This window comes from Paenibacillus sp. S33, assembly GCF_053615415.1.
The window spans coordinates 4,478,468-4,498,586 of the sequence record NZ_JBSIEZ010000001.1 but is presented as its reverse complement, the minus strand read 5'-3'; the positions used below and the strand labels follow the sequence as shown (position 1 = coordinate 4,498,586).

17 protein-coding genes are annotated in these 20,119 nt (G+C 41.5%); 16 read left to right on the top strand and 1 reads right to left on the bottom strand.

The genetic code is table 11. From position 1 onward, the window contains the following. The first annotated feature begins 141 nt into the window (after positions 1-141). The 3 genes from ACWGXJ_RS20480 (at position 142) to ACWGXJ_RS20470 (ending at position 3,156) form a co-directional block, all read left to right on the top strand. On the top strand, positions 142-1,326 hold the full coding sequence (locus tag ACWGXJ_RS20480; protein ID WP_058830615.1) for an MFS transporter: 1,185 nt from the start codon (positions 142-144) through the stop codon (positions 1,324-1,326). A gap of 134 nt (positions 1,327-1,460) precedes the next feature. After that, positions 1,461-1,973, top strand: coding sequence for a GNAT family N-acetyltransferase (locus tag ACWGXJ_RS20475; protein ID WP_103048882.1), 513 nt, complete (start codon positions 1,461-1,463; stop codon positions 1,971-1,973). Between the two features lie 697 nt (positions 1,974-2,670). Next, the gene (locus tag ACWGXJ_RS20470) at positions 2,671-3,156 is read left to right on the top strand and encodes an OsmC family protein (RefSeq protein ID WP_250266648.1); all 486 of its coding nucleotides are present in this window, start codon (positions 2,671-2,673) and stop codon (positions 3,154-3,156) included. A gap of 134 nt (positions 3,157-3,290) precedes the next feature. On the opposite strand, the gene ACWGXJ_RS20465 is transcribed toward ACWGXJ_RS20470, so the two are convergent. Continuing rightward, positions 3,291-3,959 carry an ArsR/SmtB family transcription factor gene (locus ACWGXJ_RS20465; RefSeq protein WP_307353118.1) on the bottom strand — a complete coding sequence of 223 codons (669 nt, stop codon included), beginning with the start codon at positions 3,957-3,959 and terminating at the stop codon, positions 3,291-3,293. A 497-nt stretch (positions 3,960-4,456) separates the two neighbouring features. On the opposite strand from ACWGXJ_RS20465, the gene ACWGXJ_RS20460 reads away from it, so the two are divergent. The 13 genes from ACWGXJ_RS20460 (at position 4,457) to ACWGXJ_RS20400 (ending at position 20,111) form a co-directional block, all read left to right on the top strand. Beyond that, entirely contained in the window at positions 4,457-4,873 is a 417-nt protein-coding gene (locus ACWGXJ_RS20460) for a cytochrome c biogenesis CcdA family protein (RefSeq protein ID WP_452567936.1), read from the top strand. 234 nt (positions 4,874-5,107) lie between these two features. Then, entirely contained in the window at positions 5,108-5,386 is a 279-nt protein-coding gene (locus tag ACWGXJ_RS20455) for a rhodanese-like domain-containing protein (RefSeq protein WP_416145632.1), read from the top strand. 1,270 nt (positions 5,387-6,656) lie between these two features. Beyond that, on the top strand, positions 6,657-8,096 hold the full coding sequence (locus tag ACWGXJ_RS20450) for a 6-phospho-beta-glucosidase (protein ID WP_452567505.1): 1,440 nt from the start codon (positions 6,657-6,659) through the stop codon (positions 8,094-8,096). A 276-nt stretch (positions 8,097-8,372) separates the two neighbouring features. Then, on the top strand, positions 8,373-9,203 hold the full coding sequence (gene licT, locus ACWGXJ_RS20445) for a BglG family transcription antiterminator LicT (RefSeq protein WP_446676000.1): 831 nt from the start codon (positions 8,373-8,375) through the stop codon (positions 9,201-9,203). A gap of 250 nt (positions 9,204-9,453) precedes the next feature. Beyond that, positions 9,454-11,343: a beta-glucoside-specific PTS transporter subunit IIABC gene (locus ACWGXJ_RS20440; RefSeq protein ID WP_452567504.1), complete on the top strand. Its 1,890-nt coding sequence runs from the start codon at positions 9,454-9,456 to the stop codon at positions 11,341-11,343. Positions 11,344-11,563: 220 nt separating this feature from the next. Then, the gene (locus tag ACWGXJ_RS20435) at positions 11,564-13,054 is read left to right on the top strand and encodes an alanine/glycine:cation symporter family protein (protein ID WP_452567503.1); all 1,491 of its coding nucleotides are present in this window, start codon (positions 11,564-11,566) and stop codon (positions 13,052-13,054) included. Positions 13,055-13,243: 189 nt separating this feature from the next. Then, on the top strand, positions 13,244-13,849 hold the full coding sequence (locus tag ACWGXJ_RS20430) for a bifunctional transcriptional activator/DNA repair enzyme AdaA (RefSeq protein WP_452567502.1): 606 nt from the start codon (positions 13,244-13,246) through the stop codon (positions 13,847-13,849). Further along, positions 13,830-14,372: a methylated-DNA--[protein]-cysteine S-methyltransferase gene (locus ACWGXJ_RS20425; RefSeq protein WP_452567501.1), complete on the top strand. Its 543-nt coding sequence runs from the start codon at positions 13,830-13,832 to the stop codon at positions 14,370-14,372. The genes ACWGXJ_RS20430 and ACWGXJ_RS20425 overlap by 20 nt, the downstream gene beginning before the upstream one ends. After that, positions 14,362-15,177, top strand: a complete 816-nt coding sequence (locus ACWGXJ_RS20420; RefSeq protein WP_452567500.1) for a radical SAM protein — start codon at positions 14,362-14,364, stop codon at positions 15,175-15,177. The genes ACWGXJ_RS20425 and ACWGXJ_RS20420 overlap by 11 nt, the downstream gene beginning before the upstream one ends. Positions 15,178-15,240: 63 nt before the next feature. Then, complete coding sequence (locus ACWGXJ_RS20415; RefSeq protein ID WP_452567499.1) at positions 15,241-15,858, top strand: DNA-3-methyladenine glycosylase family protein; 618 nt, start codon at positions 15,241-15,243, stop codon at positions 15,856-15,858. A 19-nt stretch (positions 15,859-15,877) separates the two neighbouring features. Further along, complete coding sequence (locus ACWGXJ_RS20410; protein ID WP_452567935.1) at positions 15,878-16,567, top strand: DNA alkylation repair protein; 690 nt, start codon at positions 15,878-15,880, stop codon at positions 16,565-16,567. A 68-nt stretch (positions 16,568-16,635) separates the two neighbouring features. Continuing rightward, entirely contained in the window at positions 16,636-18,231 is a 1,596-nt protein-coding gene (locus tag ACWGXJ_RS20405) for a response regulator transcription factor (RefSeq protein WP_452567498.1), read from the top strand. Between the two features lie 23 nt (positions 18,232-18,254). Beyond that, positions 18,255-20,111, top strand: a complete 1,857-nt coding sequence (locus ACWGXJ_RS20400) for a histidine kinase (protein ID WP_452567497.1) — start codon at positions 18,255-18,257, stop codon at positions 20,109-20,111. The last annotated feature ends 8 nt before the right edge of the window (positions 20,112-20,119 follow it).

The following is a 20,119-nucleotide window of genomic DNA, read 5'->3' as shown; positions in this document are numbered from 1 at the left end:
TTGTTCAAATAATATGAGACCTTCATATGGGTCTCATTTTATTATGAATTTTTATAACAAATTATTTATTCCTTTAATGCAGAATATTAGCTCACTTGCACATCAAGTATTTACCAAAATCTACAGACAGGAGAATATGCTGTGAACCAAACGAATCCTAAATTGTGGACGAAAAACTTTATTATTCTTTCGTCTGTCAATTTCATTATGACATTAATTTTCTTTTTATTAAACGCGACAATCACTCTTTATGCAATTAATGAATTTGATGCATCAACCGGCCAAGCTGGTATCGTCGCAGGTATTTTTATTATCGGTTCATTATTAGGGCGTTTGTTTACAGGACGTCTTATACATTCCAAAAAAATCTTGATGACCAGCTTGTTTTTATTAATTTTAACAACATTACTTTATTTCGTTCATCTTAATGTTAACTTTCTCATATTAAATCGGCTTTTAAACGGTATCACAGTGGGTATTATATCTACAATTGTGAGTACGGTTGTTGTATTTAGCCTTCCTGCACCACGAAAAGGTGAAGGGATAAGTTATTTTGCAATTAGTACGGCCTTGGCCACAGGAATCGGTCCATTTATTGGTTTAGTTTTGAGTCAAAACTCAAACTTTGAAATGATTTTTTCTTTAAGTCTATTGCTTGGAATTTTTAGCTTAGTAATCGCATTTTTTCTTAAGTTTCCCGCAACGTACAAGACTGAGAAGAACAATAAAAAGGGAATAAAAATCTCTGACTTTGTTGAGCCAAAAGTAATGCCGATAGCAATTATTATTTTTTTCATGACTTTTTGTTTTTCCGGCATAGTTTCATATTTAAATATTTATGCTTTGGAGTTAGGGTTAATAGACACAGCAAGTTTCTTCTTTATGGTATATACTGTTTTTGTCTTAATATCACGACCTTTTACAGGACGAATAATGGACAAAAAAGGTGCTAACATTATCATATATCCGGCTCTTATTATATATGGAGTAGGGATGCTTCTTTTAAGCTCAGTTAACAGTAGCTTTACATTGTTATTGGTAGGAGCATTAGTTGCTCTGGGATTTGGTAATATTTCTTCCATAACTCAAGCCATAGCCATCAATTTAGCCGAACCTCACCGAGTTGGCTTAGCAACTGCGACGTTCTTTATATTCTATGATCTAGGGAACGGATTTGGCCCATCGATTATCGGTTTGATAATTCCAGCTACAGGATATAGTGGTTTGTATGTAATACTCGGATTAATTGTATTAGCTACACTTTTTCTATATTACATGTTGTATGGAAAGAAAGAAGGTAAAATTCAAAATCAAGTGGTAAACTAAAGAGCACTTAAAGAGAGGATCCTGAGAATTTGAACTGTGACCTGTAAGAGATAGACATATATATAATTTTTTTCATATAAAAGCGATTGGCATAAGTACGAAATCTTCTTAAAAAATAGAGCGAGGAGAAATTTATGACTGTAGTATTAAAAAGAGTTAATAACGAGAATATTGATGAGATAAAAAAAATCTATGATGATTCGTTTCCTAAAGAAGAGATGGTCCCATATAATAAATTGGTAGAGATAAGCAATGATACCGACCATTTGTTTTATGGAATATATGATGATTACACGCTGGTAGGAATGAATTATCTAATCGTAAAAAACGATATGCTTTACATATTGTATTTGGCAATTAGTAAAGCATATCAAAATAAAGGGTACGGGAAAGCAGTTGTTAATGAGATAATAAATAAATACTCTAACTATCGGATTTGCCTGAATATTGAAGAAGTTAACCCTAAATTTCTTAATAATAATCAAAGAATTAAAAGGAAAAGTTTTTATCAACTCTTAGGTTTTGAGTCTCAGGATTACTTGTTTTCAAATTATGAAGGCGTAACTTTCGAAACGATGTCAATAAATGGGGATGTATCCTATAAAGAAATTCATGCGTTATTCGATTATTTTAAAAAGCTAAGATAGACTGAGAATAACACGGACGGGTAGCAAGAAAATTATCAAAAGAACGGTATCTAACTGTAATATGTTGATGGCGTGTGCATATTGGGGTAAAAGCTAATATGCACACTTTACTATATTTTCTTGATGTCATGATGAAGAAATAAGTCAGATCATTAAACTAACGGGAAACGATAGTTCAATCTCCAACTAAGACTAGGCTGCCGATCAATGTCGGCAGCCTAGCTCTGTCTTTGCCCAGTGACAGCGACGCTGGTACTACCCCGTTTGACATGTGAAGCATTACATAAATTACAGTGTTATATCAATGAGGGCTTCAATATGAAATAAGGTATGAAAGCGGTAACTATTGGTGGGAGTTCAATTACAAATACATGAATATTTATAATTTTTCACTTTGTACCTTAGTTGTATACTTGACGTTAGTAAAATTATATAATAAAATTCAATTGATCGATTGATTAATTGATATATTAAACGAGCGATACATAATTCAATTGGAGGTTTGATTTCTATGGCAAAAGCATAGCTTCAAATTACATTGAAAATTAATGCACCAGAACGCGAGGCGGCTGTAAAGGTTTTATAACAACTTATAAAAGAGCTGTTCCTTAGTGAGAAATTTGTCAAATCTCATAGAGTAATGAATCTTAACCTTAACGAAGTTTTGGACTTACAATATCTAAAAGGGGATGTTAATATGGCAGAAAAAACAATTAACATGAATACGGTTTGGTACAAAGATGCAAAGGGTGATGGACGCATTAAAAGTGACAATCTACAAACTCAAATTGCAATTCCAGTCCCCAAAGGGGGAAGTGGTAAAGGGGCTGACCCACAACAACTTCTTATCTCTTCTGCAGTAGCTTGTTACACGATGACCTTAGCATATATGTTAGATAAAAATAAACTTCCTGTGACAGGATTCTTTATGGATACAGAAGGTAATATAACTCATGGTGATCAATTAAGTATTACCCATCGCCCGCATGTTGTTCTGAATCCAGGAGCGACCAATGAAGACATAAGCATGACAGAAGCTTTGATGCAAAAAGCAGAAGAAAATTGCCATATTGGTCAATTACTGATAAAGGCCGGCATTCCCGTAGGAACTCAAGGAAAAGTAACTATCGATTCTGGAGAGGATCTTACAAGTAGCTATATTGCAGCACACGGATTGGAATAGTAAAGCTAAATGTCAATGAGTATTATTCGCTCTAATCAAGTCGTATAATGTCCAGGTTTGCATTATTCACAAAAAGACTTCAAAGTCACAAATATGTGGGCTTCGAAGTCTTTTTTAGATGAGGCTTAGATTGGTTAATGTAAATGAAAATGTTCCTGCCACTCATTCACTCCGTCTTCCATACGATACGCCTTGAATCCCTCAACTTGCAATTTTTGCGTAGCAAGTGCCGAATAAACGCATAATGGCCCTCTACAATAAGCGACCACTTCAGCTTCCTCCGGTAACTCTCCCATTAATACGTCTAGATCTTCCATCGGCATTGAAATTGCTCCTTGAATATGTCCTGTTTCAAACTCTTCTTTGGGGCGTAAGTCAACTAAGATAATGGAGTTTTCATCTAGTTTTTTCTTTACTTCATCCATGGATAGAGTATGGATGTCATTCAAGTTGTTTAAAAAGTCATCTTTCATTCTCCTGATATCAGGAATTTGCTTCTCACTAATCTTCCATAGTGAAGAGAGAAAGTCAGTGATCTCAGGATCTGCTAGTGAGTATATGGCGTAAGTTCCTTTCTTTGTGAACTTAACAAGCTTAGCGTCCAGTAAGACCTGTAGATGACGAGAAACATTAGCTATATTCATTTCTGTACATGCGGCTAATTTCTCCACTGTTCTGGGACTTTGTGATAGTACATTCAAGATTTCAAGACGTTTGTCACTTGATAGACATTTACCTATTCTAGCCAGTTGCTTATATAGATCTTCCTTGAAAAGCTTTGCACACTTTAGCATCTCTTCCATTCATTTATAACCTCACTTCAACTTGGTGATATATGTTAAGGATCCTACACTATATGTTTTGACCAATATGGCAAATCAAAAATGCTTCTCCATACACTGAAAAAAAACTATGAAACCAACAATCTCTTCATAATAAGTACTATATCAATTGATGAATAGAATTTTAACATGTGTAGAGACGAAGTCAAGTTTAGTCCATTATTCTGATAAAAATAATAAGATAAAATTGCAATACTGTTTGCGAGCGACACTCTGATTTAATGAATAGGGGAGAAGTTGGAGGAGATAACGTTATTAGTAGTATTTGCAGCAGGCGTACTCTCGTTTTTGTCGCCTTACGTATTCCCTCTCCGGCCGGCGTATGTTTCACATATATCCGACACGATGATTGCAGGGGTCGCTTTGTCGTGAATCGTAAAATTCTGGTCGTACGTTCATTGGGCTTCATCCTTGTGATTTAGTGTTATCTTTGTGATCATGGGGCTACTGCCTCCGCTATAGGTAATTTTGTCTCCTTACGCAGGGATCTGATTGAGAAGGTTGACGGACTATTGATTGTGGTGTTTGGCCTACAAATGATGGGGATACTCAAACTCAAGTTTTTAATGAGTTCTAAGCAGTTGGGAAACGGAAAAAAATACGGTGGCTGGCTTGGTTCATTTATCCTTGGCTTGGAAATTGGGGCGGGTTGGACGCCATGTGTGGGGCTCGCACTTTCCTCGATACTTGTTTTGGCAGGGTCGTCCGAATCATTGTACCAAGGGATAGGGCAGTTAGCGGTATATTCGTTGGGTCTTGGAATTCCATTCTTGCTCATTTCGCTGCTTGTTACTTTCTCTCTATCGATGGTTAAACAAGTCAATAGATTTTTTCCCGTCCTGAGCATGGCGAATGGAGTTATTATGGTCATCTAAATTGAATGTAGTACGTCTCGGAATAATAGGAACTCGAATAATTCCAATAAATGAGCTTCGCATATATCTTAATATCTGCTGAGCTTAGGATGGAGGAAGTATAGTATGATGACAGTGATTCGTCATTTCAATTGGACTGTTTAGTTTATGGTTAATAATACAATCGTGGCCTCTACGATCCCTTACTAATGTGAGTTTTGAAGATTGGGACCTATCTCATCACCGCTTGCAAATGTGAAGATTCTAGATGTCAGGGATGTCAGTAAATATTCGACTGGACATATTCCGAGTTCATTAAATATTTCCTTTGGCAGACTCCCGTTAGTATGGAGCAAGAATCTTGCACCGAATGATAAAGTGATCATATTTTCCAGCAGCTTGGTTCAAAGGAAAAGCTGCTCGAATTTTGGCGTGTGGCGGGTTTCGTCACTGTATGTCGTTAAAGGGTATTATCTTTCAATGACTAGTAGGGTGAGCTGGAATTATCACCATAAAGAAGGTTATTGTAAATAAAGGGTGATGGGAGTCAAGTTAACGAAAGAACGAAACTGGTAGTTGGAGAAACTTATATAGGGTGAGGATTGTCAAGGCGGCTGACCGGAGCACGCACGCTCCATGCCGATCCGACTTACGGACGGCAATGAGGCGTCCATTATGTGAGGTGGCGAAAATGCCAGGTGCCTGTCAGTTTGCGGACTTCGGCGATCAACGTGCCGATCCCATACGTTCTGCAAATCGTAGGCAAAGGGAAAGGACAAACGATACTCGAGAATAGCGGTCTTTTATGCGTTGTTAACCTTTCTAGTCGGTTTCATTACTCACGAATTCGTAGCTGAGGCTAAAAGCATATAAAAAAATTTAATACCTGCTCTTGCATCCCATAAACAAATACTGGGGAAAATTGGTAGTCTACTGGTTTAGGTTATGATCTTAAATTGCGGTTTATATAGTAACCATCTTAATAGAGTATGTAGCCTTTCTTGTAATAGTTTACTTGTGGTATTATATAATATATTTGCTCTTATCATAAACAATTGGAATTTCGAATAATATTCTCTAAAAAGCTATTTCATTTGATTTCCAAATAGAAAGGTATTTGATTATGATATTCATTAACAAAAAAACTATTAATAAGCTAACTGAATCGCATAGAGAACCTAACATGCTTATCTGCTATTCAACTCCTCAAAGCCTTTCGGCTTGGACAAGTCGAGCTATATTACTCCTAAATAATGATAAAATTATTATCCTTTTCCTGAATCTATTTTCCACTAAAGTAGTACAAAAAGTTGAATTTGAAGTAGCTGATTTACAAGAACAAAAATATCATTCCATATATCTGTCTTCTGCAATATGGTCATTTAATAGTAAAGGACAGCATTGGAGGTTCAAGATAATCAAAAAAATTATACCTCTTGGCTCTATGCAAAAGGATTTTCTAAATTTCTTGCAACAAAATATTTTAAATTAGCGACTGAGTAGATTTCGCAAAGTCATTTATCTGAGGTCTCTTTCATGGTTCTTTTCATTACCCAATAGGCGATTGAAGTAATGTTGTTGGTTTGTTAATTGCGTGTTATTATATCAAATGAATTTGACAGGTTCCCAAATCTTTGTTAGAGTTTCAATCAAATACGTATAACCTTTTCATGGGATGTTACCGATAGGGCATAACCTGAATTGGCTTGTTTACACTGTAAGTGTATACAGGCTGGTTTGGGTTTTTTTATTGTCTATCACCCTTCGCTACCCCTTTTATCACACATTTGGAAGGAGAATGTTTATGTCCAGTTATATTTTTCCTAAAGACTTTTTATGGGGAGGTGCTCTTGCTGCCAATCAGGCCGAGGGCGCTTATTTGGAAGACGGTAAAGGATTGAGTCTAGTGGATCTGCTGCCTACCGGAGAGAAGAGAAGAAGCATAATGAAAGGAAATGTTCCCTCGCTGACTCCACTTGAAAGCGAATTCTATCCTTCCCACGAAGCCATTGATTTCTATCATCACTATCGCGAGGATATTGCGCTATTTGCAGAAATGGGCTTCAAGGCGCTGCGTGTTTCCATTGCCTGGGCTCGTATTTTTCCAACGGGAGAAGACGCTACTCCCAATGAAGCAGGTTTGCAATTCTACGATGATTTGTTCGACGAGTTGCATAAACATGGCATTCAGCCAGTCGTTACCCTCGCTCATTTTGACGTGCCGGTAGATCTGGTCGAGAAATATGGAAGCTGGCGGAGCCGGAAGCTGGTAGGCCTGTTTGAAACCTATGCCAAAACAGTATTCACCCGCTATAAGGATAAAGTGAAATACTGGATGACATTCAACGAGATTAACATGCTTCTCCATTTGCCGTTTCTCGGTGCCGGGCTTGTTTTTCAAGAAGGTGAAAACGTTAAACAAATTCAGTACCAGGCTGCACATCATCAGCTTGTCGCAAGTGCGCTGGCTGTTAAAGCGTGTCACGAGATTATCCCGGATGCCCAGATTGGCTGTATGCTTGCTGCCGGCAGCTTCTATCCGTATACATGTAATCCCGAAGATGTATATCAGGGCATGGAAAAAGACCGCGAGTCCTACTTCTTTATTGATGTACAGTCACGCGGCGAATATCCTGGTTATGCGAAGCGCTTCTTCAAGGACCATGGATTAAACATTGAGATGGAATCAGGCGACGCAGCCATTCTGAAAGATCATACCGTTGACTATATCGGATTCAGCTATTATTCGAGCCGGACGACCAGCACAGACCCGGAAATCGTCAAGAACATGACCAGTGGTAATGTATTTGGCTCCGTAGCCAATCCATATCTGAACAAGTCCGAATGGGGCTGGACGATCGATCCCAAAGGTTTCCGCATCACAGCCAACCAATTGCATGACCGTTACCAAAAGCCACTGTTCGTAGTGGAAAACGGTTTTGGTGCCAATGATGTGGTTTCGCCTGAAGGAGAAGTTAACGACGATTACCGGATCGACTATCTCAAGCGGCATATTGCCGAAATGGGTGAGGCTCTTCAAGACGGAGTCGAAATTATCGGTTACACAAGTTGGGGGCCTATTGACATTGTCAGCGCTTCCTCAGGAGAGATGAAAAAGCGCTATGGTTATATTTATGTGGACCGTGACAACGAAGGCAACGGTTCGTTGAAACGTATTAAAAAGAAAAGCTTCCACTGGTACAAAAATGTAATTCATTCCGACGGCGAAAATCTGGGCGAATAATCGTACCACAAGTAAATAGGATCGGACGTCCCGGGCCCACGGGGATTTCCGATCTCCGTTTCTTCATTGAAAGCGTTGACAATCGTTCCTCTTCGGGCTATACTTGACGCAATTCCATCATTTTTAGGATTGTTACTGCGTAGCAGGCAAAACCTAAGCCACGAATAAGCGGATGTTACAGTCTTGTTTATTTGGCGTGCTTCGGTTTTTTTCTGTTTACAATAAAGAGGATGGAGCATGTGTGGCTCTTGCTGGCATATGGAACGGGGGATCGAGATGAACATAGCAAAGGTCATTAACAACAATGTAATCAGCGTCTACCAGACGGACGGCACCGAACTCGTGGTGATGGGTCGGGGGATTGCTTTTAAGAAAAAGCCTGGAGACAAAGTGGACGAAACCAGAATTCAGAAGGTATTTGCTCTGAAAAACAAGCAGACGTCCGATAACTTTAAAATGCTGTTGCGTGAGGTACCGCTTGATTTGATCGTGATTGTGGAGGAAGTCATTAATGAGGCCAAGCATAATCTAAACAGAAAGCTGAACGAAAATATTTATGTTTCACTGACTGATCATATCAATTTCGCTGTTGAAAGATACCGGGAAGGATTGGAAATCAAAAACGCGTTATTGTGGGAAGTCAAGCAGCTGTACAAAGAAGAATTCGCGATGGGTCTGAAAACGTTGGAACAAATCAAACAAAGGCTCGGTATTGAACTGCCTGTGGACGAAGCGGCTTATATTGCGATTCACATCGTGAATGCTGAAATGAACGAGGAAGTCATTACGACCATGAGTATCACGAAGTTTATCCAGCAAATTATCAATATCGCAAAATATCATTTTAAGGTGGAGTTCGACGAGGACTCTCTGAGCTATTTCCGTTTTATTACGCATCTGAAATTTTTCGCCCAGCGCGTATTTAAGGGAAATCACTACGAAAATAACTATGATCATTTGTATGACATGATTAAGGAAAAGCATAAGGAAGCGGCTGCTTGTACAGAGAAAATCGGAGCTTTTGTGCAAAAAGAATACAACCACGAATTGACGAACGAAGAAAAATTGTATCTGACCGTGCATATTGAACGGGTGGTGAACAGATAAGTCGAACGTTTTCAACGAAAAAGGACCAAGAATAGACGATTAAAAGTTTTTGTTGACAAATATGGTAGAATGATTATATTATGAGAGTAACAGGAATTTAATAAGTTTTAACTGGGATTGTTACTGGTTATGCAGGCAAAACCTAAGTCATGAAAAATCGCGGGACTCAAGTGCCCACCATTTTTCAAGGCTTAGGTTTTTTGTGTGCCTAAATATGTAAAAAGCCCCTTAGAACATGGAGGTGTCCATCATGAGTTATGAAAAACTGGCTAAGGAAATTGTACACCTGGTAGGTGGCGAAAAAAATGTAGTATCGCTCGTTCACTGCGCCACACGCCTGCGTTTTGTGCTAAAAGATGAGGCAAAAGCAGACAAGGGAAAGTTGGAAAAAACCGACGGAATTATCACTGTGAAGCAGAGCGGTGGTCAGTTCCAGGTTGTAGTCGGCAACAAAGTACCAGAGGTATATAATGCAATCGGCAATGTATCCAATATCTTGAATGAAACTGGAAAAGAAGATCATTCAGCTAAAGGCAACAAAGGATTTGGTGCCGTAATCGACGTAATTTCCAGCATTTTCGCACCTTTGCTCGGAGTTATGGCGGGGTCCGGTATTTTGAAAGGTCTGCTGCTGATTGCGAGCAACCTTGGCTGGTTGCTACCGAAAGACACTACCTATATGATTTTGTATGCTGCGGCCGACAGCTTGTTTTATTTCCTCCCTCTCTTGTTAGCGGTTACAACGGCACGGAAATTTGGAGGTAATATCTTCGTTGCCCTGACCATTGCCGGAGGGTTGCTTTACCCGACCATTGTTACGCTAAAAACGGAAGCTACACCTACGGACTTTTTCGGTATTCCTATTGTTATGATGAGTTATTCCTCTACCGTTATTCCGATCATTTTAGCCGTCATCGTCATGAGTAAGCTGGAAAAATGGTGCAATCGAGTGATCCACGAGAGCGTCAAAAACTTTATTACACCTTTGATTCTACTTGTAATTATGCTTCCTCTAACCCTGATCGTGTTTGGTCCAGTCGGGGTGTATGTGGGCAACGCGATCGCTACTGCACTCGTTGCTGCATTTAGCTTTAGTCCATTGCTAGCTGGAGCAATCCTTGGTGCTTGCTGGCAGTTGCTCGTTATTTTCGGTGTTCACTGGGGTCTTGTACCTGTATTCATTAATAATATTGCTGTTAATGGCAGAGACGGAATCAAGCCTTCCGCTGCGGCTTCCATCTTTGCTCAAACCGGCGCTGCGTTCGGTGTTATGCTGAAAACCAAAAATAAGAAGCTGAAAACTTTGGCGGGTTCCGCTACACTTACCGCTTTATTCGGCATCACGGAGCCAGCAGTTTATGGGGTTACGCTGCCGCTGAAACGTCCGTTTATTGCAGGTATTATCGGTGGTGCTGTCGGTGGTGCCATTATCGGTCAAGCGGGAACGCAAGCATTTGCCTCCGGCGCACCTGGATTGCTGACCTTGCCGATCTTTTACGGCCCTGGTGGACAAGGATTCCCGGGATTGATTTTAGGGATTACCGTTTCATTCCTGGTGTCGGCCATCTTGACTTATATTTTAGGTTTTGAAGATCCAGTTGAAGAAGAGGAAACTACTAACAATTCGGCTAAAGAATCGACCTCTACAGTTGTTGTTTCTAATGAAGAGGTACTCAGCCCAATTGAAGGAACTGTGGTCGCTTTGTCGGAGGTTCCCGATCCTGCATTTGCTTCGGAAGCTATGGGCAAAGGGATCGCCATCCAACCGACAACGGGCAGAGTCGTGGCCCCGTTCGATGGAACCATCACCGTGGCGTTCAAGAAAAAACATGCGCTTGCAGTTGTTTCGCATCATGGCGCAGAAGTTCTGATTCACGTCGGAGTAGATACGGTCAAGCTGGACGGTAAACATTTTACGTCCCATATCAAAGAAGGCGATCAGGTGAAAGCTGGGGACCTACTGCTTGAGTTTGATGTTGAGCAAATCAGGGCAGAGGGTTATCCTACGATTACGCCAGTTATCATTACGAATTCTTCCGAATATACTGAAGTCCTTCCAATCGCTCAAGGAGAGGTAACGGAGCAGGCTCCACTGTTGAAATTGTCTAGTGCTCTGAATGAGAAAGAAAGCATTGCCTAAATGTCTTAAGGACAAGGCTCTGATGATCCATATTCTCGGATCATCAGAGCTTTTTTGTCGTCATTTTATGTAGCTGGTAAGCCGACTTGTAATTGACAATATGTCAATTAAATTAACTTGTATGGGGGTAAAAACTAATCTATAATTTTTTGTAATTATGCAAATTTTCTGAAAACATAGACAAGAAAATCAATGGATTGATCAGGGGGAAATACAAGGAATGTTAGAGCAGTGGGCAGAGGCAGTAAACGGCGTCATTTGGAGCAATCCTGTGATATATGTCTGTTTGGGTGTGGGACTATTATTTTCGATCATGACTCGATTCCTGCAAATCAGGCATTTCAAAGAGATGATCCGCCTAGTATTTAAAGGGAAAAGTTCCGAGGCAGGTGTATCCTCCTTTCAGGCCTTTACGATGGCACTATCGGGGCGTGTAGGGACGGGGAATATTGCTGGGATTGCTTTGGCGGTTGGTATGGGTGGACCTGGGGCGATATTTTGGATGTGGGTCATGGCCTTTATCGGGTCGGCTACAGCTTTTGTAGAATCCACACTGGCTCAGGTGTATAAGGTAAAGCGCGATGGTCAGTACCGGGGCGGTCCAGCCTTCTATATTGAAAAAGGGACAGGCTTAAAATGGTTTGCCGTCATTTTTGCGGTTGCTGCGTTGGTCGCGATGTGTTTACTGATGCCGGGAACTCAATCGAACTCCATTGCTGTAGCTTTTCACAGTTCGTTTGGCATGGATATGAAGGTTTCGGGGATTTTAATAGTCGTGTTGCTGGCGCTTATCATTTTTGGTGGTGTAAAAAGGATTGCCAATGTGGCTCAGGTTGTCATTCCGTTTATGGCACTCGGTTACATCCTCGTCTCTTTCTACATTATGATGACGAACATTACTGCACTTCCCGATGTATTTTCGCTGATCTTTCGTAGTGCCTTTGGCGTGGATTCTGTGTTCGGCGGTATGGCAGGGACGGCGATTGCTTGGGGTGTAAAGCGGGGGATTTATTCCAACGAAGCCGGACAAGGCTCTGGTGCGCACCCGGCAGCCGCCGCAGAAGTGTCCCATCCAGCAAAACAGGGGCTAGTTCAGGCGTTTTCCGTGTATGTGGATACCTTTTTAGTCTGTACATCTACGGCTTTTATGGTCCTGTTTACTGGTATGTATAATGTGAAGGGACCTGGTGGCGATTTTATTGTGCAACATCTCCCGGGTGTTGAAGAGGGAACCCAATATACACAGGCTGCTATTGAATCGGTATTTCCCGGTTTTGGATCGAGTCTGCTGTCCATTACCTTGTTCTTTTTCGCATTTACGACCATTATCGCGTATTATTACATCGCAGAAACGAATATGGCCTACCTGGTTGCCGACCGTAAAGCCAAATGGCCTATGTTCGTCCTAAAGCTGGTTATTCTGGGTTCGACGTTCTATGGAACGGTCGTCAAGGAATCGGCTCTGGCGTGGACACTGGGGGATATGGGTGTCGGCATTATGCTTTGGGTGAATCTGATGGGTATGATTCTGTTGGCCAAGCCTGCTCTTCTTGTGCTTAAGGATTACGAACAGCAGCGGAGGCAAGGGCTGGACCCGGTGTTTGACCCGAAGAAGGCAGGTATTTCAAATGCCGAGTACTGGTCAAAGGAATATCAGCCTCCTTCAGATGAGTTGACGATCACCGCCAAACCGAGCAAGCTTCAAGCCTAAATAATAAGATAGATAAGTAAGATCAAAGGTGGCTCCGCGGGGAGTCATCTTTTTTTCGTTATCTTGCCTTTACATCCCAAGAAGGGTACATATGTTCACTATTTAGTCTATAATTTAGACAGAAGGATTTTGAATAATTCTGCCATGGATATGTGGGGAGGCCACATTTGCATTAGAGAGGTGATTTGAATGAGTACATCCGATTTATCCATAACTGACGACAAGTGGAACGCTATCGTAGAAAACGACAAGTCATATGATGGGGTATTTTTGTACGCTGTGAAGACAACGGGAATATTTTGTCGCCCCTCCTGCAAATCCCGACCTCCCAAAAGAGAGAACATCCGTATATTTAAAACAGTAGAGCAGGCATTGGTCGAGCATTTCCGTCCATGCAAAAGATGTAAACCGACAGGACAACGATTGCCTGATCATGAATGGATCGCACTGGTTACAGAATACGTGAATTCTAACTATATGAAGGACTTAACATTGCACATCCTGGCTGAAATAAGCCATGGAAGTCCGTATCATTTACATCGTACCTTCAAGCGGATCATGCATATGACTCCAATGGAATATATACAGCAGACCAGGTTGGAACAAGCGAAGAAGCTGCTCATTTACTCAGATATATCTGTTGCGGAAGTGGGGGAGAACGTAGGTCTGTGCAATGCACCTTACTTTATTACGTTATTTAAAAAGAATACAGGCTACACCCCATTGCAATATCGCCAACTCAAATTGAAAGCAACACAAAATGGAGGTACACAGCATGGCACAGCAAATAAATAAAACGATCTATTGGTCATTGTTGACACATGAGGATTGGAATTTATATATTGCAGCTACATCGGAAGGACTATGTTATGTAGGTTCGCCCAATCAACCTGTAGAGGAATTGTTTTCATGGGCGGGAAGACGATTTCCCGGCAGTCCTTTAGTTGAAGAGGATGCTGCTTTACAGCCCTATGCCAAGGAGCTGATTGAATATCTCCAAGGGAAGCGCGCCCAATTTACATTGCCCTTTGATTTTCATGGAACTGCGTTCCAGATGGCGGTTTGGAATGCATTGTGTGATATTCCGTATGGGGAAACACTATCCTATTCAGACATTGCCAACGCTATTCAAAAGCCAGCCTCTGTTCGTGCGGTGGGGACTGCCATCGGTGCTAATCCGATTTTGGTCACAGTCCCTTGTCATCGGGTCATCGGTAAAAATGGAGCTATGACCGGATATCGTGGTGGTTTGGACATGAAGGTGAAGCTTTTGCAGCTCGAAAAGGAAAGTGTGGCATCGGTTCAGTATGAAAAATGAGTATTACAAATCCCCCAAGACTCTTTTGAATAAAGGGACCGGCTTCTTGTCAGGGTATACACATTCGTTGAACCCGTATACAGGTTGTACCTTTGGTTGCTCGTATTGCTATGTACGCCAATTGCCAGTCTCCACATTTCGGAAGGAGGCGTGGGGGACATGGGTTGATATTAAAAATCAGGCTGCAGATATTCTTCGCAAGGAGCTTCGTAGAGCCAAATCCAAAGGTAAAGTCACGATTTTCATGTCGTCAAGCACAGATCCTTATCAGCCTGCCGAGTACAAGGAAGAGGTGACCCGGTCTCTGCTGGAGGTGATGGTGGAGGATCCCCCGGATTTTCTCTTTTTACAGACGCGCAGTCCACTGGTACGGCGGGATACTGATTTACTGCTCCGATTGGGGGATCGTGTACGTGTGAGTATGACTATAGAAACAGATCGTGAAGATATACGCAAACATTTTACCCCGGAGGCTCCTCCCATCCAGGCTCGTCTCCAAACGCTACATCTCTTAAAGGAGGCAGGTGTACCTACGCAAGCTACGATTGCTCCGATGCTTCCAAGCAGTGAACATTTTGCAGACAAGCTTTTGCCTCTGGTCAACCGTGTCTGTATTGATGATTATTTTATGGGAGATGGCAGTGGGGGGAGACGAACGCGTAGCTTGAAAATGGGTGTGCTGTACGAGTCATTGGGGCTGGAAGAATGGTATCATCCTGCTGCCTATAAGGCGGTTTATGAGCGTTTTCTTCATGTTTTTCCGAAGGAACAGCTCTACGTGAGCAAAGAAGGTTTCGAACCTTGATGTAAAAGCAGTCCATGCCATTGAATCAAGAGTGAACCATATAAGGGGGCAACGGGAGAACGAATGCAAACCGTAATGACCAAAAACTTTGACTATGGGGAAAAGGAAATCAATTATCTAAAAAACGTAGACACCGTACTTGGTGCAGCGATGATGCAAATGGGCAAGGTAGAACGTGTGATCATTCCCGACCTGTTTGCGGCGCTCGTTCATGCGATTGTGGGACAGCTTATATCGGCCAAGGCGGTTCAGACCATATGGGCAAGGATGCAGGAGAAGTTAGGCGTGATCACTCCACAAAATATAGCTGTTCAGTCGGCTTTAGATATTCAAAGCTGTGGCATCACCATGAAAAAGGCCAGATGTATTCTTAATATAGCCCAAACGATCGGGCAGGGCCTGTTGGATTTACAGGAATTATATGAGCTTTCCGATGCACAGGTGATTCAGAAATTGTCCTCGCTGCAAGGAATAGGACCTTGGACGGCTGAAATGATGCTGATTAATTGTATGGAGCGTCCAGATGTCGTCAGTTGGGGTGATATGGCTATTCGACGGGGAATGATGAAGTTGTACCATTTAGATACCTTGACCAAGCAGCAATTTGAGGAGTACCGCCGAGTCTATTCGCCTTATGGTTCGGTGGCCTCCATTTATTTATGGAGTATTTCATTTCGTTAAGAATCAGGGAGTGGAAATGATGGAGAAAACAATTAGAGAACAGATACTGTCATATGTGGATGCAGATTTTCAGAAATTTACGGCTGCATTGCTTCCGACGATTAATAATGTGCTGGGTGTACGTCTGCCAGTGCTGCGTAAGCTTGCTCAAGATATTGCCAAAGGGGATTGGACCCTCTACCTGGAGACCGCTGAAAGTGAACACTTCGAAGAAGTAATGCTGCAAGGTATGGTGATTGGTTCTGTAAAAACGGATATAGAGGAAGTTTTGAGTTATACCGCCAAGTTTGTTCCTAAAATTGATAATTGGTCCGTATGTGATAGTTTCTGTGCCGGATTGAAAATCACGAAACATCATAAAGAACGGGTGTGGGAGTTTATTCAGCCCTATCTATTCTCCAAGAAAGAATATGAAATTCGGTTTGGTGTAGTTATGCTTCTTAATTTTTATATTGAGGAACAGTATATGAAGCGGGTGTTTACTTTACTGGATCAGACCCATCGCGAGGATTATTATGTACAAATGGCGGTAGCATGGGCGATATCGATCTGTTATATCAAGCTACCTGAGGTAACCATGGCGTATTTAAATCATAATACATTAGATGATTTTACCTTCAACAAAGCACTGCAAAAAATCACGGAATCATATCGGGTGGATCAGGCCACAAAAACGACCATCCGCAGTATGAAGCGAAAAAGAAAATAGGATCGGCTCCCACCTGTAAGTGTTATACTGAAAAAAATGCGTGTATGAAAACGACAGGAGGGGAGTCAGTGAATTCGATCCCGCTGGGAGTACTTGTTGTGGATGATGAAACTAGACAGCGTCGAGGTCTGGCTGCCATGGTCAGGGATCTACGTCCCGAATACGAGGTATGGGAAGCCAAGAACGGGAAAGATGCTCTGACCATTTCGTTATCCAAAACGATCCAAATCGTTTTTACAGATATTCAAATGCCGATCATGAATGGACTTGAATATCTTCAACAATTGAGAACATTCGGTCAGCATGAGACTAAAGTTATTTTAGTGACAGTCTACCAGGAATTTAGCTATGCACAGCAGGCGGTGAGGTATGGGGCGAATGATTATTTGGTGAAACCGGTGCAATCACAGCAACTTATTGAAGTGCTTCAACATATGGAGAAGATCATTGTAGAGGAACAGGAAACACTGAGTGGGAATCAAACAGCGTTGAATCAGATTGAGCAGAGTATGCCTGCATTTGTGGAGCATTTGTTTAGCAGATGTGTGACAGACAAATTACAGCCTAGCGAGAAAAGCCTATTAAAGAGTCACTTTGGATGGCATGGGGTAGGAGAAGTTCTCGCGTTGGGAGCATCCATAGCCCACCCGGAGGATATACATATGTGGGATTCTCAGCTCCGTAATACGGTTGTTGAAATATTGCGGCCTTGGGCGTCTTCTGTCGTGTTTCCACTTGAAACCCATAAAGACCATGTGGTTGCAGTGGTGAATTGGAAGGATAGGGCTGAAGGCAAGGAGGCCAAAAGCACACTTCAAGCTGGGCTGAAAAATTTGGAGCAACAGCAAGCGATTTCAATCTGGTTTGCTTGGGGTCAGCCTTTTAATTTTAATGAAATGCAAATAAGCCAATCTCACGAAAAGGCCGTCGGTCTGATCTCCTTGCGCTTTTATAGACCTCACATCAGATGTCTGAACCTTGTCATTTCAGAAGATGAGCAGCCAGTACAAGAAATGAGCGCATACGAACAAATGGCCTTTTTTAAATTTATTGAAAGCGCTATCTCTATTGGAGAGTCAGATCAGCTATTGGATCGGGTGCAGAATTTCATTGGACAAATGACGCAAGGGTATCCTGCACCTGAAGCGCTTAAAGCAAAATTGGTACACCTTCTGTTGGTTAGTTTACAACGGATTAATATAGGGTGGAGTGAGGAAGTCTACTCACGTTTCTCGGAACGTTTGAACAAAGCTGTCGAAGAGGCTACCTGTCTTCGGAATCTTGAGGATGGTGTTGCAACATGGTTAAAAGAGCTGATTCTTGAGCTTCATAACGGCTCCAAAGGCGATCCCATTATGAGAAAGTGCAAGGAATTTCTAGATGCACATCTACATGAAGACCTTAGTCTGGAGATCGTGGCCCGGCGCTTCCACTATAATGCGTCCTATTTTAGCATTCTGTTCAAAAATTATTTTGGGCTCTCGTTCACGGAATATATGGTGAAGCTCAGAATGCAAAAGGCTCAGCACTTACTGCTGCATACAGACGCCAAGGTCGCAGAAATTAGCAGACAAGTTGGTTATAAAGATATCAAGTACTTTTTTAAAGTGTTCAAAAAAAACGTATTGCACACACCGGAAGAATTCCGTAGGAAATTCAACTGATTGTTAGGTGAAAGGAAGATACGATGCGCCAAGTTAAATATATGTATCAAAAATTTTTGGACAGTAGCTTTCGTACGAAATTGATGCTGTCCTATTTTTTGTTGTCTGGTTTTATCGTTTTGCTCCTAGGTTTCGTTTACTTTGAAACGAGCGCACGGAATATCACTACAAATGTAACAGATAGCGTTACAAGCGTTCTGCGTAGTAATAACCAGTTGCTGGATAACAAGCTGACAGCTATTCAAAAAACCGTAGATATGATTCCAATCGATCATGACCTTCTTCAAACTATTACGAACGTGGATACTTCGGATTCTTCATCACTGTTACGAGCTGATCGCAGCATTACAAAAATTTTGTACAGATATTTTGGCAATATGGAGGAAGTATACGCTTCCCAAATTATGACACAAAATTATGCATATGGAAGCACTGATCGGATGTATATTCCTGTTCAGCCGTTCTATTCTTCTCCGTTGGCAACAACGGCGGTGGAAGCAGAGGGGGCTACCCAATGGATTCCCGCTTATTCGTATGCCGATACATTCCATCAGCAGGATTTAAAACGAGGCTCTTATGAGTTTAGTTCTTTATTTGCTGTGGTAAAGCAGCTCCATTTGACTGCATTAGATGATGCAGGAACCTTCCATACGCTTCCGGAGGGAAAGGAAAAACCTATACTTATATTGAATTTTCGTCCTGACTTGTTAAAAGGGGGTTTTGAAGATTACGCAGCCCGTAGCGGATTTGCACATCTATCCTATGGCATGATTCATGATAAAAACGGGATGGTCATGAGTTCAGATAGACAGCAACAAGTAGGGGAACCCGTGGCGGATTGGCTTAAGGATGCCATTACTTCGGAACAAGGGATGAAAATGGTAAACGTTAAAGGTCAAAGCATATTACTGGTTTACGAAGCCATGAAGACGACGGGCTGGGTATCTTATATAGCCATACCTATGGAAGATGTATTGGGACATCTGTCAACGATTCGCACCTACACGGTGTTTTTTTTAGGTTTTATGATGCTCGTTGCTGTTATTCTTGCTTATTTACTGTCTGTTTATATCAGTAAGCCCATCACGGATATGAAACAGGCGATGAAAGTAATGGAGAAGGGACATTTTGATATTCGAATTCCTGTACGTGGCTATGATGAATTGGGAGATCTGGTGATTCGCTTTAATCAAATGAATGAAAAAATTAAAGATTTAATTGAGGAAAATTACAAGTCACGTCTACGAGCCAAAGAGTCGGAGTTAATGGCACTTAATTTACAGCTTAACCCCCATTTTTTGTATAACACCTTAACGACCATGTATTGGATCGCGTTAGAACATCAACAGCAGGAGCTGGGCCAATTGATCATTAGTCTGGCGGAAATGCTGCAAATTACTACTCGAAACAAAAACGATACATGGAGCTTGGAAACCGATCTGAATTGGCTGGAAAAATACATTTATATTATGCAGAATCGCTTTGAGGACAAGTTCAAGGTGGAATATGATATTGATCCCATTTTGCTTCAAATGGAAGTTCCCAAACTTTTCTTGCAGCCTTTTGTGGAGAATTCAATTATTCACGGCTTCGCGGAAATGGAATCAGGAGGTCTGATTAGAATCACAGCCTGGATTGAGAAGCAATTGGTGTGTTTTAAAGTAGAGGATAACGGATTAGGAATTCAGGAAGATCATATACGCCGAATTCAAGCTGGAGAAATCAGATCAACGGGCATTAAAAATGTAGACAGAAGAGTACGGCTATTATATGGAATGGAATATGGCGTTACGCTCCACTCGCCAGCAGGTAAGGGGGCATTCGTCCAGATTCGCATCGGGGAAATTCATAGATCTAATCAAATGACACCAATCCAATGAGAGTACGA

What these genes read in the sequence shown, in the direction of transcription:
- ACWGXJ_RS20475 (WP_103048882.1), top strand. Translation starts at nt 1,461, where the DNA reads ATGACTGTAGTATTAAAAAGAGTTAATAACGAGAATATTGATGAGATA.
- ACWGXJ_RS20470 (WP_250266648.1), top strand. Translation starts at nt 2,671, where the DNA reads ATGGCAGAAAAAACAATTAACATGAATACGGTTTGGTACAAAGATGCA.
- ACWGXJ_RS20465 (WP_307353118.1), bottom strand. Translation starts at nt 3,959, where the DNA reads ATGGAAGAGATGCTAAAGTGTGCAAAGCTTTTCAAGGAAGATCTATAT.
- ACWGXJ_RS20450 (WP_452567505.1), top strand. Translation starts at nt 6,657, where the DNA reads ATGTCCAGTTATATTTTTCCTAAAGACTTTTTATGGGGAGGTGCTCTT.
- licT (WP_446676000.1), top strand. Translation starts at nt 8,373, where the DNA reads ATGAACATAGCAAAGGTCATTAACAACAATGTAATCAGCGTCTACCAG.
- ACWGXJ_RS20440 (WP_452567504.1), top strand. Translation starts at nt 9,454, where the DNA reads ATGAGTTATGAAAAACTGGCTAAGGAAATTGTACACCTGGTAGGTGGC.
- ACWGXJ_RS20435 (WP_452567503.1), top strand. Translation starts at nt 11,564, where the DNA reads ATGTTAGAGCAGTGGGCAGAGGCAGTAAACGGCGTCATTTGGAGCAAT.
- ACWGXJ_RS20430 (WP_452567502.1), top strand. Translation starts at nt 13,244, where the DNA reads ATGAGTACATCCGATTTATCCATAACTGACGACAAGTGGAACGCTATC.
- ACWGXJ_RS20425 (WP_452567501.1), top strand. Translation starts at nt 13,830, where the DNA reads ATGGCACAGCAAATAAATAAAACGATCTATTGGTCATTGTTGACACAT.
- ACWGXJ_RS20420 (WP_452567500.1), top strand. Translation starts at nt 14,362, where the DNA reads ATGAAAAATGAGTATTACAAATCCCCCAAGACTCTTTTGAATAAAGGG.
- ACWGXJ_RS20415 (WP_452567499.1), top strand. Translation starts at nt 15,241, where the DNA reads ATGCAAACCGTAATGACCAAAAACTTTGACTATGGGGAAAAGGAAATC.
- ACWGXJ_RS20410 (WP_452567935.1), top strand. Translation starts at nt 15,878, where the DNA reads ATGGAGAAAACAATTAGAGAACAGATACTGTCATATGTGGATGCAGAT.
- ACWGXJ_RS20400 (WP_452567497.1), top strand. Translation starts at nt 18,255, where the DNA reads ATGCGCCAAGTTAAATATATGTATCAAAAATTTTTGGACAGTAGCTTT.